The following is a 16,622-nucleotide window of genomic DNA, read 5'->3' as shown; positions in this document are numbered from 1 at the left end:
GTTATTCCCCGCTGTCTTTGCCATCCGCCGCCTCCACTTCCACAGCAGAGGCCGCACCTCCGACGTCCGCAGAAGTCGCCCCGGCGGCGGAGCCGAAGGAGCCCGAGGAGCCCGAGGATGACCCGCCAGCAGACGACTGCTTGGCACTCCCGGCTCCATCTCCCGCTCCTCCTCCGTTGCCAGAGGCTTGTCCTGCGCCAGCAGTGCCAGAGCTGGAACCGCCCGCTGCGGGCTGCGCTTGCCCGGCGCCCGATACCGGACCACCAGCGGCGTTACCGGCTGCAGCGGCTCCACCACCATCCAAGCCAGCAGCCGGTTGACCCGGTGGCTGCACAGGATTGAGCTTATCGACCGCCTTGTCAATCTTCCGCTCCATGCCCAGCACCCGTTCCAGCATGTCGATTTCTTGATAGATCTGCTGGGCGGCAGAGTAAGCGTCAATAGCTCCTACATAATCCTGCGCGGCAAACTGCTGATCGCCCTTCTTCTCGTACTTGTCGCCTTCCAACAGCCGCTTCTCCTTCTTCAGCCCGGAGACCTTGTCCTCCGCTGCATCGAGCTTCGCGCGAATATCCTTCTCGCCGTCCGCATAGCCTTCCTCGATAGCCGCCTTACGCGCCTTCTGGTAAGAGCTGCGGGCGCCGACGTAATCCTGACTTTCGAACTTCATGTCCCCCTCCTGCACCCAGCTCATAATCTGCATGTACGTGAGGGAGCGATCCATCTTGTCCTCCAGCTCCTTATGATTGAACTCCTTGTACGGCTTCGCTTCCTCCTGCGCCTTCCCATATTTGTCCAGCGCCTTGGCGAAGTCGCCTTCCTTAAAGAAGCCATCCCCGTCCACCATAAGCTGCATCAAGCGCTGCCTTTTGCCGAACATATCGCGATGAATCCGATCCTTCAGCCGGATGGCCATATTGCGCGCTTCGCTGTATTCCTTGACGGCCTTCGGATAATCGCCGTCCTTCATGTACATGTCCGCATTCTGCGAGAATTCGAGCATGTTCGCTGCGTTCTCCGCCTTGCGCGCGGCCTCCTTCACGAAGAAGAAGGTCGCGCCTCCTCCCGCAATGAGCAGCACGATCAGCGCCAGCAGCCACTTCTTCAGCAGCCGCCATTTCCGCTTCGGATCTTCCTTGAACACCTTGTTCGCATACACGGCGACGGCGGTATAATTGTGCACCGTTCTCCGTTGCTTGCTAAGCAGCACGTCCTCCAGCGTATCGGTGAAATCCTCCGGCTCCTTCGCTTCCGCGAGCGCATCGATCATTTCCGTGCCGTTGACGTCCTCCCACAGCCCCGGCGTGCAGAGCAGCAGGGCATCGCCCTCGGAGAGCGGAACCTTCTTGGAGACGAACGGCTCGAAGCCATCGGGCTGACCCATATAGTGGATCAGGTTGTGACGCTCTTCATGAACTTCCATTGCTTCTTCCGAGATTTCCCCGGCATCCGCCATCATCTGCGCCAGACTCTGATCTTTGCTGCGCGCGAACAGACGCCCGCCGCGGAAATGATACAGCCGAGCATTACCCGCCACCGCCCAGACGATCTTCGCATAGTCGGTCACGACCAGTATCAAGCTCGCCTTGAGCCGTACTCTCCGGCTCTCCACCTTCAACCATTCGTGCGCCTCCTGCATATATTGCTTCAGCCGCAGTGGAGACATCGTCGGCTTCTCAGTGAATCGCCTGAGGATGCTCTTGACGACCATCTCGGCGCTGTCCGCTTCCCGGTCCGCATCCAAGCCGTCAGCGATAACCCAGCAAGCCATATCATCAAGCTCAACGTAAGCAAAATAGTCCTTATTATGTAGAAAAGAACCGGCTTCTGAGACGAAGCTGGTCTTGAATTCGCTGTTCTCCTTTCTCATTCGTACCCCCGCTTCTCCTGTTATCCGCATGCACGCTCATTCATGGAAATCCCCCGAAGCCAGGAACAGCCGCTTCAGACGTTGTCCACAATGATAACGGTCGCGTTATCCTGATTCGCCAATCTCTTCTGTTCGATCGCTTCGATGATCTCCTCGGCGGCATCGTGGGGCGGGAGCGGCTTGGACAAAATATGCTCCATTTCCACTTCCGTCAGCGTATTGTATACTCCGTCGCTGCACAGGATGACCCGGTCTCCCGGCTGCAGCTCAAAGGGATCGCTCCCGATTTCGATACTTTTGAAGTTCTCGTAGCCCAAGTAATTGATGAGCCGCCTCTTCATCGGGTGCTCCAACGCTTCCTCCCGCGTCATCTCTCCCGTTAAATACCGTTCCTGCAGCACCGACTCCAAAGTGTGCTTCTCGTTCATCCGGATGAACTCCCCGTTCCGGAACACCATAATGATGCTGTCGCCCACGGCTCCCCAGTGTAGACGATCGTCCGCAATGACGGCAGCCACAAGCGTCGTTCCTCCAGTTGCCCCCTTCAAATTCCGCAAAATTTCCGTATTGCTCACCTTGGCCGCCTTTGTGAAATAGTGCTGGACATCCCGGATGTCTTCCAGCTTCAAGAATTCGCGGATGAATACCGTCACGGCAAGCGTGCTCGCCATTCTGCCGTGCGCAAGGCCGCTGATGCCATCTGCCAACACGGCCGCCGTACCGTGCACAGTGGTGACGCTGGAGAAATAATCATCCTGCTCCTCCCGGGCACCGATGGTCTGGCCGTTCCCAATCGGTATGCCCGCTGGCTCGCTGCTTGCCGCTTCCGTCATCAGGCGGCGCCGTGCCCCGAACAGCAGCAGGATCGCTGCAACGGAACCCAGCACGATCAAATACGGCACCCAATCCTGTACTTCCATCGTGGTCATCATCCCTAACCCATATCGTTATTCCATTCAAAATGGACGCCGCAGAGCGCAATAAAGATGAACTTGCTGCGGCCGAGCTGTATGACGTCATAGGCGGCCAGCTCTACTGGCGAATAGACGGCCTCGTTGTTGTGGTAGGCAAGACCCGACGCATCCCCTGGCAGGAGGTAGAAGTTGCGCTTCTTCGGGTCATAGACGATGACCGCATGGTTCCGCCGCGAAATGGCATTGTCCCCAAGGATGCGAATGTGCATTTCTTCGGAGCGGCCAATAAAGTTTTTCTCCGCCATAATCCGATAATCCTGACCGAGCTGCGGTCCTTCGATGCAGACGAGCCATCCGGTTACCGGCTCGATGCCAGTCGTCTCGCCCAAATAAGGCATCGTCTTCTCTTCTTCTTCCGCCCGCGCCGGCTTCTTCACGTCACCGCTCGGCGCTTGTTCCACCGAAATGCTGCAATAAGGGCATATGCTGCCATGTTTTCTTGTGCTGAACATGTGTCCGTTTGCGCATCTTGTCAGACTCATCCTGTTCATTCCTCCGTTACTTTGATCGATGCTTGAATGGGTGGTGCTATTTCGCTAATATCCGCGTGTTGGCAATGCAGATGATATCCCCGGATTCAATCCGGTAAGGCTCTTCCACCTCCAACCGGCTTGCCGTTCTGCTGCCGGCTTGGCGTATGCCGACGCCATTGTGGGAATCCAGATCCTCGACGAACCAATTCCCCGAAGCATAGTTCATTACCGCGTGATGCTTGCTGATGAGCGACGCGTATTCCGAATCGGACAAATCTATGTCAACCTCGCTTTGCGCAGAGTTCTTGCCGATGAGCAAGGATGTTTCCCCATGGATGTACCATTCCTTTACGCTCTCCCCCTCTTCGTTCAGAAGGACAAGCTTGGCAATGGTTGCGCCTTCTTCCTGTAGGAGTGTGCGGCTTCGGACGCGCCGAACGGCATATATCACCACGGCTGCCGCCAGCAGGACACCGACCGTCACCTTCAAGACAGGGTCTATATTCCACACATACACATAGAACAGTGCGGCCGCCGCAATGACGGCAATCAACAAATCAATGACGATAATCCAACCGGACCTTTCCTGCTGGTACGGGTGACGCTTTGCTTGCTCAGTACCCGCTTCATTCCTCACGTTCCATTCCTCCGTTACTCCAATGAGCCCTCAGGGGCCCGTGCAAAATCAATACGTATCGGCCATAACAACGAAAAAAAGGCCCCGAACATGAGCAGAATGATGTCTCATGCATCACACATCACTCCACCTTACAAAGGTTGTTCCAAAGTGCCCTTTTGATCATGAAGCATACCCGTTTTTAAAATAAAGAGCACACTAGTAATCCCTCGCCGTTATTTCTTCTTCATTCCAAAATATCGTTGAAACAGATCCGACGTATCGATCGGATTGGCTGCTCCCTTGCCGCCATCCTTATTGCCTGACGGCCGCTTCGTCTTCGGATCGAAGCCGAAGAACCGCGCAAAGTCAGCCTCCACGTTCCGCGGATCGAAATTCGCCCGTGCTCCCTGTGCTGCCGCTTCTCCTCTGTCCGCCCGCTGTCCTTCCGACTGAGCGCCACGTTCCCGGCCGGGACCTTGTCCTTGCTTCTTTCCGTCCAACCGGTCATCGTAGGCTTTCCTCGAGGCCTCATCCTGCAACACGGCATACGCCTCATGAATCTGCTTGAACCGCTGCTCCGCTTCGGGACTGCCGCCGTTCACATCGGGATGGTGCTGCTTGGCGAGCCGCCGGTATGCCTTCTTCAGTTCCTCCGGCGCCGCATCCCGCCGTACGCCCAACAGGTCGTAATAGTTAACCATCCGCCTCATCCTCGCCATTCATTAGGATAAAATTTTAAGAGGCTAGAAGCCTCTTAAAATTTGTTGTCCGATACTAGTAACGAGTACACGCCGTATCCTTATTAAGCAGGATAACCGCCGTCAATCGTAGCGTGTTCGGTTTTGTCCTTCTTCTGTTTGATGTAGAGGCTGAACGTACCGACCCCTTCTGTGTCGCCGTAAGTCTCGGTGTAGTCCACTACAAATGCGTTCGGGAAGTACACCTTGCGCACTACCTGATCCGCCGCGATAACTTCCAGCGTCACTTTACGGTAGCAGTCCGACTTCTCAGCCGGAACGAGAGACCACAACGCCAGCTTCTTCGTATCGTCGGCGTTGTCGCCATCGGTTGCCGTGATGATTTTGCCGGAAATGCGCATCGTCGCACCTACGTCTGTCGATCTCGCGTTGGAATCGTTCGGCGTGTCGGTGTCATAGACTACTTGTTGAATGTTGTCCATACCGAGTTCGATTGTTTCTGCACCTTCTACTCTGAGAATGAATCCCATGAATAAAACCTCCTTGAATTGGGTTGAAATAGGTTCCGAAAGCACAGACCGCTTTCGGGATTTATGTTTGAAGGTGAGCTTGGATAAGCACACCTCTAACACACGTTTCCATATGCCGGTCATGCTTTGACTGGCGTCGTGCCTTTCGTAATCATGACTTCGAGGTTCTTCACGTTGCCGTTGAACACGAGGTCAATGTGGCACAGGTTGCTCTTGTCGTCGATTATATAGGACATGTCGTCCCCGTCTTGAATGATGGAGTTGACATACCCACGTGTACCGAGCCATTTGCTCTTTTGGCTGCTCGGGTTGTTGCTGAAAAATTTCACGATGTTCTCATGCTTGAAATCACCCGTCTGGAAGCGGAGAATGCGTTCGATGTACGTACTGACAAGCGTCTTGTAGAGCGAATCGAAGCCATTCTCCGTCATCGCCATGCTTCTCGCTTTGTATACCGTAATCCGCTTAATATCCTTGTCCTGCAGCTGCGCATTCTCGGAAGAGAAGACGAAGCCGAAGTTTTTGCGGTTGATCGCATCTTTGATGTTGTTCGTGAATCCGGTAATTTCCTTCGCCATCGTCGTGACGGCGCGCAATGCATGATCGCTGGCCTCGATATCGAAGCGCACGCCCGGGTATTCCCTGCTAATATTTTTGAACGACTCGCGCAAGTATTCAGGACATTGGTACGCGGCGACAATCCCAGCGGCAACGTAAGCTGCTCCCACGTATACGCCTTCGATCCACAGCTTCAGAATGTCTTCCTTCTCCTGTGACAATTTGACGCCGTGTTCGGTTTGCAGCATACGGCTGTCAATGATGACTCCGGATTTGTCCTTCGGAATAACCGTGAAGTTCGGGATACACGGAATGGCAAATTCGCTGTATTCCTTGCGGACCATGACGCTGCACTTGTCGATGTACTTATCGAGACCTGCGGTCGCCATGCTGCTGAAGGTCGTCTCTTCTCCAGATTCGAAGCTGAAGAAGACCTGCACCTTGTAATCTTTGACGACCTGCAAGAGCATCGTCAGCGATTCCATCGTATTACCGTCCTGCTTCACGACTTTCCCGTTGCCCCGGAACCGCTCGCGGGTGACCTTCACCTTGCCAGCAGACTCGAGCTCAACGGAAGGCACGATGCCGAACCAGATCGTATCAGAGAACTCATTTTTGGAGTTCACCGTGTTCAAATACGTTTCCAATCTCGGAATATTGCTGCTCTTAACCGTCATGTCGAGCTTCGCATTCGTGATCAGGAGCGATGGCTGCATCCCTTTGTTCTTGGTCGCGTATTGGTCGAAGAACATTCTGACACCCAATATTTTTTCCACCAAAGGTTTAACCGTTTTAACAAAATCGTCCTTGGCGTTCTTGTAAAATTCCAAGTAGGTGTTATAGTTCTGCACTTCTGTCTCCGTATCGACCTCCGTCTGCACGACAGGCAGCGGACAGAACGTACGCACGACAAGATCCTTCACGTAGGAGGACGGCGTCTCGGTAATCGACTCGTAATCTTCCTCAAATACGTTAGCGAGTCCGGTGCCGCTGCTGTCATCGAGCAGCATCAGCTCGGTGTTCTCGTTCTTCGGCGCTTCGATAATCTTCAGTTCCCCAGCCTCACCGATCGTGAGCATGCCGATTTGAATCGCTTCGGACTGATTCTCTTCCCGCGATCCTCCGAGCAGAAGCCGTGTCTTAATATCTTCGATTGCGAGCGGAAGCATCGCCATCACGTTGTTATAGTTCTTGCTCGCATCCTCGAACATGGTGTTCAGCTTATCGCCGAGGTCGAGCTTCTTCGGATCGCCGTCATCCAGCTTGTCGTGCTGGCTGTACAAGTAATGAATCTCCTTCCGCACCTGGCGGATATCGTCCATTACCTTCTTCGGCGAAATCATGTCGAGCAGATTCTCGAACCTGAAATCCACATTCGTAATGCCTTGGCTGCGCTTCGTGTCGATGAGCGTGAACAGCATTTTCAGAAAATCGTTGCTTTGATCGATTTTGATTTCCGAAACGCAATCGTCTGCAATGCCTTCCGGCTTTTTCAAGGTGTACATCACTTTCTGGTTCGCTGCGTTGTAGAATGAATAGACGCTCGGCGAGAATTTGTCCAGAAACTCGTCAAAGCTGCGTACAAGCAATTGCTCGTTGACTTCCTTGACTTTGTCGTCACTTAGACTGTCAATCCCTTTGACATCGCCTACGATGGTCAGAAGGTCCAGCATCTCCGGGTTGATTTCCTCGAAGAGCATGGCGCGGTTCGTTTGATTAATGATGTCCATAGTGTTCAGCACAAAAAGTGGCAAACCGTCTATCGCGCGCACCTGCACGCACCGGCTTGCAAATCTTCATGCTTCCTCCTCTCTATTTCGTTGTGATAGTCTCTTCGCACTAGCTGTGTGAGTATCTCTATCGCAAAAGTACTGCTTATTCAAAAACTAGGAGATTAGTTCGACACAATCTTATATAGACCCATCCTTTTTTGTAAATATTTTTAATAAAAGGTACTAAATAACTATGAATCTCCTTATTTCCCCCAACAAAGAACGATTTTTTACAAATCCTCTTCAGTTTTTAGGTCGTATTACCGATGTTATATTTTGGGACGGCGAGCTGAATTCTCCTATTGTCCCGACCACCTTCCTCATTCTCCCAATTATTTCGGTACAATCTAACAAAATGTTTATATCGTTACAGAAAAAAATATTTTTTTATTTTTAGTAAAAAGGTGGTATCGCGATATTTATGAGGAGAATATGGGGATTAAATCCTATTTTTTCACTTCTTTTGGCCTGCGCCGTATGGCTCGCTGCATCGGTCATGGTGCCCATCCGATATGCCGATGCGAAGGCCGGTGCGGAGCAAGGGATCGATGCTGTCTTTGTTATGGACGTCAGTTATTCGATGAATGAGACCGATAAAGAAGGTATTGCGGCGGAAGTCGTCAACATGTTCATGGACATGAGCGATTCGGAGCGTACCCGCATCGGGTTCGTTGCCTATAATGACAAAATCGTCGCCTCAGAACCGCTCACTTCGCTCGCGCTGCCTGGACAAAAGGAGAAATTAAAGCGCAAAGTCGGCAGTTTGCGCCGTTACGGATATACGGATCTCGGCCTCGGCTTGAAAAAGGGCGCGGATATCGCAACAGCCGGCACGGGAAAGAGCGGCAAGCCCTTTATCATCCTGCTGTCCGACGGAGGGACCGATTTTGGAAATACCTATACCGGTAGAACGGTAGCGGATTCGAACAAGGATGTGGAACGTGTCATCCGTCAAGCCAAAACGAAGGGCTATCCCATTTACACCATCGGTCTGAATCATGATGGTTCCGTCAATGAGAAGCAATTAGAGCAGATTGCGTCGGAGACGGGCGGCTCTACGTATATGACGAGCAGTGCGGAAGATCTGCCGGAAATATTCAACCGAATCTTCGCCGATCAGATTCAATCCGTCCTCGTTCCCATCGCTGCGGTTACCGCAACCGGAGGAATGCAGGAAGTGAAGGTGAGCCTTCCCAACTCCAGCATGTCGGAGGCGAACATCATCCTGCTCTCCCAGAACCCGCTGAAAGAATCACAAATCTACTACAGCTCGAAGAACGTCAGATTCTTCAAGTCTGGAAAATATACGCTAATGAAAATTGTAGAGCCGCAAAAAGGGGAGCTGCTGCTGAAGTTCAGAGGGACTGCCAGTGACGTAGTGAAGGTGAACCTGCTCGGCAGCTACAACATGAAGGCTGGCGCGGATCTGGCATCCAAAGAGGCAATTAAGGGACAGCCGGCCGCTTTTACCTCCCGTCTATATTCGTTCCAAGGCAAAGCGTTGGAGGACAAAGACATATATCACAACCTGCAAGCGGAGCTCATCGTCAAGGATCGGAAGACGAATCAGGAAGAACGGGTTCCGATGGATAATAACGGGGCAGGCTTTACGGCAGAATATCGATTCCCGGTATCCGGAATATACGATTGGAAGGTCGTCATGAATGGGCCTCATTTCTTCAGAGAAACTGTGGGCAGTCATCTGGATATTACGAATAAGGCACCACTATCCACCGGTCTGACAGCAATCGAGATCTCGAAGGAGGACGGCGAGGCCAAGCTGGATTTCAGCCGCTACTTTACTGACCCGAACGGGGATGAATTAACGTACAAGATTGCTGCCAACCAACGTGAAGAGCAGATCGAGGCTCACGTAGATGGAACATGGCTTATCCTGTCCCCCCTTCGTTCCGGTTCGGCCGTGCTGACCATCACGGCGACGGATCCGGAAGGCGGCACCGTCACGGGCGATCTGACTATTGCGATCTCTTCCGTGTGGGATCGTTACTTGATTATAGGGGGCTGCGTGCTTGCTGCACTGATAGCTGCAGGGGCATTATTTGTGCTGCTGCGGCCCAAGCCGGCGTTCACCGGCAGGCTGGAGGGTTATTTCCTCAATACGGCGAGCGGCAATGAAGTCCCCGTCAAATATTGGCCGCTCACCTCCTTGGGCAAGGCGCGGCGTGTAAGCCTGCAGCAATTGTTCGCCCGTCTAGACGTGAACGAACCGCTGCCTGAAGCAGCCCATATCGTATTCGAGGCGGGTAAGAACGGCACGCTCCGGGTAAAGCATCGTACCAATTGCACGGTGGCGAAGGGCCGCACGCCGCTGAAGCCCAATCACACCGAGATCCTCGAATATAATGACAAGCTGTACATTACGTTCGAAGACGGAATTACGGAGATTGAGCTGCGCTTCAAGGCTGTGAAGCCAGGCTCCGTGTCGTATGCGGATCCGGCTGCATTCCAAGCCCGCAACTAGACTGTAGAGCGCCGGGCTCACGGCAGAGGCTCTTGTGCGCGGAGCCGCGCAAGAGCCTCTGCCGCGCAAGCACGGCTGACTGGCACGGGATTCCGTAAAAAGGCGCCAAATGTCGCACTGTTTCGCGGCTTGGCGCCTTTTTGCATATGAGCTCCAGTACGTATTCCGTCGTTAGGCCTTCTAGTGTGCAGCTTCCGGGACCAGGCCCTTCCAATGCACGGATTCCGGGGTTAAGCCTGCTTGCGTCCGGGCAGCTTCTGCCGGGTGTCGTCTGGCTGCTGGCGCTTGCCAGGCAGACGTTCAATAACAGTCCGCAGCAGTCGCTCTGTATGCAATGCGGCTTTCAATCTCTTCATGGAAGAGTGTCTCTTGTCCGGGTTGACGGCAAGCCCTCTTCGAATGACATGCGACATCAACGGGCTGACGCTCCGGTTCCAGCTTCTGACGGGATCGATGCTGTCGTCGAACAGCCGCCGTGTCACATCGTTCGGCGCCCGGCCGCATAGGCAGAAGTATAACGTCGCCGCAAAGCTGTACACGTCGGAAACGACGCCCTGACGCGACTTTTCCGAATAAAATTCAAGCGGAGAATATCCCGCGCTCGTAAAGATTCGGTGTCCGGTCCGCTCATAATATACCGCCGATCCGAAATCCAGCAGCATTGGCTGTCCGTCCTCCCCGATGATGACGTTCGCCGGCTTGATGTCGCGATGGATGATGCCTTGGGCATGAACGTATTCAAGCGCATCGATGAGTGGCAGCATCGTTCTGTGCAGGAAGTCCGCCATAGAAGTGAGTTGTCCTTCCTCGATGTAACGGTCGAGTGACACTCCCTTGCAATATTCCGTGACGATATAATGCGTGCCGTTCTCCTCGAAGTGATCGAGATAGCGGACGATGTTCGGGTGGCTCAATTGTTGGAGCACCTTCGTTTCCATCAGGAACGCTTCACGCAGCTCGTCATACTGCCTTTTGGCAGATGGTATTCGGCACAGCACGGTCCGCTTGTCCAGATCGCGAAGCGCCAGCTGCTTCGGATACGACTCCTTAATAATGACGGCTTGCCCGCTCTCCACATGGCGTCCGGTGTATATCATCGCCAGTTCGCTGCGGGAGACCGTTTTTTTGACTTTGTATGTATGATGAAGCACTACATTTCTGTTCAGACATATGTCCGCATGTTCCGGTTTCACAGGCTCCTCCCGATACTCATAGCCTTTTGGCTGCGGCAGATTTCCCTGCCTTCTGTCCACTAAGGCGCGTAATTATATCCTATTGTAGCATAGCGCCCATAATTTTCTATGTAATTTATCATCCCTGCAAAATTCGTGACAATTGCATTTGCTCCAAGAACGCAAAGTTTTCAGCCTCTCACATTCCACAGCGATCATTCGCGAGCTGCAAATGTACATTTAATGTACAGGACCGTCCTCTACTGCCTGCTTTCCCTAGCTGACCGAACAATATGAAAGGACGCCTCACTCAGCGTGCCCTTTCTGTTCTTTCATTTATTTACGGGCAATAACAATTCCGGTATCTGCTACAACACAGTTGCGTCCAGCCTGCTTAGCCAAATACAATGCTTGATCCGCCTGAGCAATAAGCATACTCGGGGTGTCATCGGGCAGCGTATGTTCCGGGAGCCTCGTTGCGGTGCCCAGGCTGCATGTCACAATCGAGCCCACTTCGGAAGCGGTATGAGGGAACGCCAACGACTCCAGATACACACGGATCGCCTCCGCCACTTCCATCGCTTTTGCAGCATCCGTCTGCGGCAGAATGACGCCGAATTCCTCTCCTCCATATCGGGCCATCACGTACAGCGGATGGATGACCACCGTTCGGATCGCTTGTGCCACCTGACATAAACATTCATCTCCAGCAAGATGTCCGTACGTATCGTTATACTTCTTAAAATAATCGATATCGAGCATAATGAGCGATAGCGGACTCTTCTCCCGCTTCATCCGCTCCCATTCCTGTTGCATCATCTGATCGAAATAACGGCGGTTATATACGCCGGTAAGTCCATCCGTGTAGGAAAAGTCGGTCAGGAGCCGATTCGCCATCTGCAGCTTCTTGTTCGCTTCCTTCATTTGCTCCTCAGCGACGATTCGCTCGGTCACATCGCGAAAATAGACGGATATCCCGTCACGGGACGGATACACCCGAATTTCAAGCCAGCGGCCGCGCAGCTTGTCGTATTCGGTAAATTCCACCGGCTCCCCCTGATCCATGACTCGATGACACATCTCGGACAGCTTCGTCTTCGCTAGTTGCGGGCTTATTTCCCAGATAGACTGCCCCTTCACTTCATCAAACGTAAAGCCGTAGTATTTCTCCGCTTCTTTATTCGTGTAGGTATATCCCCACTGTCTGTCCACCGCGAAGAAGGCGTCCGTAATACTGTCCAGGATGAGGGCCACTCGTTCTTGAGATTGCTTGAGCGCGCTCTGCGACATAATCAACCGCACATACAGACGATTCATCTGATGAAAGAAGACAAACAGCACCACCGTCGAAGATATAAGCGAATTGACGCACGACAAATACCAACCCAAGCTGTAACGGGCCCCCGCGAACTGCGTAACCGCAAGATCGAGAAATAACATAAAGACCGAGAGCAAAAGCCACAGATGAAGCAGGCTTTGCCCCCTGGTCATCACATACAAATATACAAGCGCCGCCAGATTCATCAACGACAATACAGGACCTATCCCCATCGTAATCAGTTCGTTATATTTCCCTCCCCGTATAATGACGGGCAAGAGCTCATGATGCTTCGTAAGCAAATAAGTCAATCCTGCAAGGATGACGATGACACCGCCAAAAATGGCGCCTGACCCGGCCTTGCCTTTGCGCTCTGTCGAGGCAAAGCTCCATCTTCTCAAACTGAACGCATACATGAAAACGCCTAATGGAAACCCAGCATGCCAGCATATCCAGAACCAGATGGGCGACTGCGGCCCTGCATTAAGCAGTCCCTCCTGCGCAAACACTTCAGGAAAGGTCAGAATTTCCGGTATCGTAATTAGACCGGAATAAAGAAACGTCGCGGATAAAATCAAAATCGGTTTATATCGCGTCACCTGAAATTGAATATAGAGCAAATACGACGTCATGAAATAACCAAACATAACCCATGCGATAACGATGGACATAAACGGCTTAATATGAATCAATGGGGTCGACGCAAAAGGAATGGCAATCAGTGATATGACGAACATGACGGACCCGATAATGATGGCCATCAGCTTCTGCCTGGGGGCAGCTGGGGTATTAATAAGACTTGTTAGCGGGTCGCGCATGCGCATCATCGATGTCTCTCAACCTTTCTTCCAGTCGTTCGCCTCACCTGTCGACGAAACAAAGCATACCTCATCATAGTAACATAATTCTGTAACCTGCTTCGCAGTCAAGAATGAAAGCAACCCTACACGATGTGTAGGGTGCAGCGGACAAGTTATGCTTCTAACTACTACCCGAAGTTCAGAAGGTTCAAACACGCCTTCATTTTTCAACGAGAATGGAACAGAAGCGCCGATGAGAAAACCTCTATCAAGGCCGTTCAAAGATGAACGACCGCGTACAGTGGCACGTTCAGACTGACGGTGAATCGCTTTACACGCCCCTTTGCTTCATTCTCCCCTTTCATCAGGAAGCGGCACGCCCAATGACGAATCTGGTTAACTACCATCAGGAGGGGCACGTCCAATGCCCCCTCTGGATCACTGCTGTCATGATCGACCGCTTCATGGCAGGATATACGAATCGGCATGTGTCTTATCCTCGACATTCCCCCTCCTGACTGTATGGGAGAATGAAGCTAAGGATCATTGTACGGAAGACCGACAACCTATTCTCGTTTGAAAAGGACGGGGGACTGCCTTTCTTAATGATCAAAAAACGCTTACGGCCTGGATAGCCATAAGCGTCGATATTAGCGTACTAGCGAGTTCTCTTATTGTTCCTTCTGCCTGCACTTGCGGGTGCTTTGCCTTTGCGATTCGGCGATGTAGCGCTGAATGCGCCGGATGATCGCTTCCGAGACGTCGGCTTGGCCCCCTGCCGCTCACTGCGGCGTTCTGGCCCCGCTTGTCCTTGCCATTGCCGCTCACTGCGGCGTTCAGACCCAGATTGCCCTGGCCCTTGCCGCTCACTGCGGCGTTCAGACCCAGATTGTCCTGGCCGTGCCTGCTTCCGCTGATCCCGCTGCGGCTTCTCGCTCCTAGCGTGCTCCCGCTTCGATGATCCCGGCTTGCTGCCGTGGGCTCGGGAACGTTCGCCGCGACGTCCGCGATCGGCTTCATTGCTGCGGCGCTTGTCAGTCGCACGAGTCCGACCAGACCCACCAGTCCGACCAGTCCGACTAGACCCATCAGTTGACTCAGTCAAATCAGTTCCACCGCTTGCTCCGCGTTTCTCCAGCTTCTGCCCGATGCCTCTCTCGATGAGCTCCAGATACACACGGTCCCTCGGCGCGGCGAACGTAATTGCATACCCGTTGTTGCCAGCTCGTCCCGTCCGTCCAATTCGGTGAATGTAGCTTTCCGCATCTTGCGGAATGTCGTAGTTGAACACATGTGTTATACCTTCGACATCCAATCCGCGTGCGGCCACGTCTGTGGCAACGAGCAGCTGCATCTTCACATCGCGGAAGCGCTGCATCACCTGCTCTCGCTTCGCTTGCGACAGATCGCCGTGCAGCTCATCCGAATCGTATCCCTGCGCAAGGAGCGCTTCGTTCAACGTGCTCGCTCTGCGCTTCGTCCGGCAGAAAATAATGGCCTGGTACGGACGGTGTTCGTCAATAACTTGGCACAATGTCGCCTGCTTCGCCCGATCGCTCGTCTCGATGAGGATCTGTCTAATCCCTGTTAAGGTGACGCGTTCGCTGCGGATCCGAATGTCGACCGGCTTGCGCATGAAGCGTTCTGCGAGCTGCCGCACCGTTCCCGGCATCGTAGCCGAGAACAACAGCGTCTGACGTCTGGAAGGCGTATTTCGAATTACCTCCTCCACTTCGGCCAGAAAGCCCATATGGAGCATTTGGTCAGCCTCATCAAGAACAAGTGTGTCCACATGCGACAATTGTATCGTGCCCCGGCGCAAATGATCGAGCAGTCTGCCTGGCGTAGCGATGACGAGATGCCGCCCGCCCTGAAGCTTCTGCATTTGACGCTCTACATCCTGTCCACCGTATACGGCCAACACTTTTACGCCGTTCTGATTGTCGACGAGCTTGCGGACTTCCTTCGTAATCTGCAGAGCCAGCTCGCGTGTCGGCGCCACAATAAGCCCTTGAACATAGGGCTTGCTCACATCGATTCGCTGCAGCATCGGAAGCAGAAACGCGAGCGTCTTGCCTGTACCCGTCTGCGCCTGCGCCACGACGTCCTTGCCCGCCAGCACGACGGGAATTGTCTGTTGCTGAACGGGCGTCGGAACGGCAATGCCGTTCTTTTTCAAAGTCTGATTAAGTTCCTGCTGAACCCCTAGTTGTATAAAGCCTGACAGATAGGCCACCCCTTTTCTTTAACTCTCAGACGAGTTGCCGCCCGATTGCGTTGTGTGAATAATGGTCTTGACCCTGCCGACTTGACCGTCCTGCAGGCGTACCTTGATTCCGTGCGGATGGTACGGTGAGTTCGTTAATATATCCTTCACCTTGCCGCGAGTCGTCTTCCCTGTTCGTTGGTCCTGCTTTAACACAATGTCCACTTCCAGACCGGCATGAATATGTTGACGATGCTGTCCGTTATTTACCATACGTAACCTAAAGCTCCTGTCCAGCGAAAAACCGCATTTTAATTTCGATGTTAGCTGCTGTTTTCCAGCGTTATCCTCCATATTATACACGTTATTATGCATATGGTATAATGAACAGGTAAAATGGATTCCGATCCATATTCAGGAGGAAACATGCTGACGTTTGAACAAAAATTAGCGGTGATCGAGTCCTTCTCCGAGCTGCAGCGCAAGGACGTCTCGCTTGGACGAGTGAACTTCCATTATGAAGAAAGCGCATTGGATAAAAAAACGGTCGTATATCACCTGCATCCGAACGGAAATGGCTTCGTATACGCCGGGAATCTGGAAGGATATGCCACATACCCGAAGGGCATGGTCAATATTCGGGACTATACGGAAGAAGAGCTTCGCGCCTTGATTCAGGCATCCATCGATTCGCTCGCACCAGGAGCGTATGCGGAAGGATCCGCCTTGAGAGGCTTGGGCGAGAAGATTTGGATCAATCAAGACAAAGAGACGCTGGTGCTCATTCATGAGCATGATTTATGGAACGTCTATGCTATGTCCAATTTGGAAATGGCCTTTGAAACTTACGAAGAAGCCGTGGAATATTTGCATGAAGAAGGGTTTATTCAATCCAAATAACAGTGTATACGCTCTTTCCATCAGGGAGAGCGTTTTTTATTTTGTTTGTGCTTCACCACTCACTTCCCACCGTTTTCCCCATGTTACAGGATAGCCGCTCAAAAAGCCACTTCCGGTGCTCTGTGATGATGTACCGTCTTTTTCACACTGAAAGAAAGCCGAACGAACGTATGCGTGAAAATGATAGAGTTTCCAAGCCAATGCGCGTTACAATAGAGGAGGCTTTTGGGTAATGAGTGTAAGTTTCATG

14 protein-coding genes are annotated in these 16,622 nt (G+C 52.7%); 2 read left to right on the top strand and 12 right to left on the bottom strand.

The features are described from left to right. Position 1: 1 nt before the first annotated feature. The 7 genes from LQV63_RS13595 to LQV63_RS13565 all read right to left on the bottom strand — a co-directional run bounded on the left by LQV63_RS13595 (position 2) and on the right by LQV63_RS13565 (position 7,452). Positions 2–1,870, bottom strand: a complete 1,869-nt coding sequence (locus LQV63_RS13595) for a PP2C family protein-serine/threonine phosphatase (RefSeq protein WP_233697114.1) — start codon at positions 1,868–1,870, stop codon at positions 2–4. Between the two features lie 74 nt (positions 1,871–1,944). Beyond that, positions 1,945–2,790, bottom strand: a complete 846-nt coding sequence (locus LQV63_RS13590; protein WP_233697113.1) for a PP2C family protein-serine/threonine phosphatase — start codon at positions 2,788–2,790, stop codon at positions 1,945–1,947. A 14-nt stretch (positions 2,791–2,804) separates the two neighbouring features. Continuing rightward, complete coding sequence (locus LQV63_RS13585) at positions 2,805–3,326, bottom strand: FHA domain-containing protein (RefSeq protein WP_233697112.1); 522 nt, start codon at positions 3,324–3,326, stop codon at positions 2,805–2,807. A gap of 46 nt (positions 3,327–3,372) precedes the next feature. Further along, complete coding sequence (locus tag LQV63_RS13580; RefSeq protein ID WP_233697111.1) at positions 3,373–3,954, bottom strand: FHA domain-containing protein; 582 nt, start codon at positions 3,952–3,954, stop codon at positions 3,373–3,375. Positions 3,955–4,169: 215 nt separating this feature from the next. Further along, positions 4,170–4,637: a J domain-containing protein gene (locus tag LQV63_RS13575; protein WP_233697110.1), complete on the bottom strand. Its 468-nt coding sequence runs from the start codon at positions 4,635–4,637 to the stop codon at positions 4,170–4,172. Between the two features lie 101 nt (positions 4,638–4,738). Further along, positions 4,739–5,164 carry a hypothetical protein gene (locus tag LQV63_RS13570; protein WP_019419348.1) on the bottom strand — a complete coding sequence of 142 codons (426 nt, stop codon included), beginning with the start codon at positions 5,162–5,164 and terminating at the stop codon, positions 4,739–4,741. 119 nt (positions 5,165–5,283) lie between these two features. Then, positions 5,284–7,452, bottom strand: coding sequence for a hypothetical protein (locus LQV63_RS13565; protein ID WP_026010860.1), 2,169 nt, complete (start codon positions 7,450–7,452; stop codon positions 5,284–5,286). 463 nt (positions 7,453–7,915) lie between these two features. On the opposite strand from LQV63_RS13565, the gene LQV63_RS13560 reads away from it, so the two are divergent. Beyond that, complete coding sequence (locus tag LQV63_RS13560; protein ID WP_233697109.1) at positions 7,916–9,976, top strand: VWA domain-containing protein; 2,061 nt, start codon at positions 7,916–7,918, stop codon at positions 9,974–9,976. Positions 9,977–10,206: 230 nt separating this feature from the next. On the opposite strand, the gene LQV63_RS13555 is transcribed toward LQV63_RS13560, so the two are convergent. The 5 genes from LQV63_RS13555 to LQV63_RS13535 form a co-directional block, all read right to left on the bottom strand. After that, positions 10,207–11,169 carry a serine/threonine protein kinase gene (locus LQV63_RS13555; protein WP_233697108.1) on the bottom strand — a complete coding sequence of 321 codons (963 nt, stop codon included), beginning with the start codon at positions 11,167–11,169 and terminating at the stop codon, positions 10,207–10,209. A gap of 315 nt (positions 11,170–11,484) precedes the next feature. Then, positions 11,485–13,293, bottom strand: coding sequence for an MASE4 domain-containing protein (locus tag LQV63_RS13550; RefSeq protein ID WP_233697107.1), 1,809 nt, complete (start codon positions 13,291–13,293; stop codon positions 11,485–11,487). A 251-nt stretch (positions 13,294–13,544) separates the two neighbouring features. Beyond that, positions 13,545–13,772: a hypothetical protein gene (locus LQV63_RS13545; protein ID WP_233697106.1), complete on the bottom strand. Its 228-nt coding sequence runs from the start codon at positions 13,770–13,772 to the stop codon at positions 13,545–13,547. 152 nt (positions 13,773–13,924) lie between these two features. Continuing rightward, positions 13,925–15,445 (bottom strand): DEAD/DEAH box helicase, encoded by a 1,521-nt coding sequence (locus LQV63_RS13540; RefSeq protein WP_233697105.1) that lies wholly within the window; start codon positions 15,443–15,445, stop codon positions 13,925–13,927. Positions 15,446–15,511: 66 nt separating this feature from the next. Beyond that, positions 15,512–15,745 carry a YwbE family protein gene (locus LQV63_RS13535; protein ID WP_019421221.1) on the bottom strand — a complete coding sequence of 78 codons (234 nt, stop codon included), beginning with the start codon at positions 15,743–15,745 and terminating at the stop codon, positions 15,512–15,514. Between the two features lie 153 nt (positions 15,746–15,898). On the opposite strand from LQV63_RS13535, the gene LQV63_RS13530 reads away from it, so the two are divergent. Further along, entirely contained in the window at positions 15,899–16,372 is a 474-nt protein-coding gene (locus LQV63_RS13530) for a hypothetical protein (protein WP_233697104.1), read from the top strand. The last annotated feature ends 250 nt before the right edge of the window (positions 16,373–16,622 follow it).

This window comes from Paenibacillus profundus, from assembly GCF_021369635.1.
GTDB classification, from domain to species: Bacteria; Bacillota; Bacilli; order Paenibacillales; family Paenibacillaceae; genus Paenibacillus_B; species Paenibacillus_B profundus.
The sequence above is the reverse complement of the archived record's forward strand: the minus strand, read 5'-3'. Positions and strand labels throughout refer to the sequence as shown.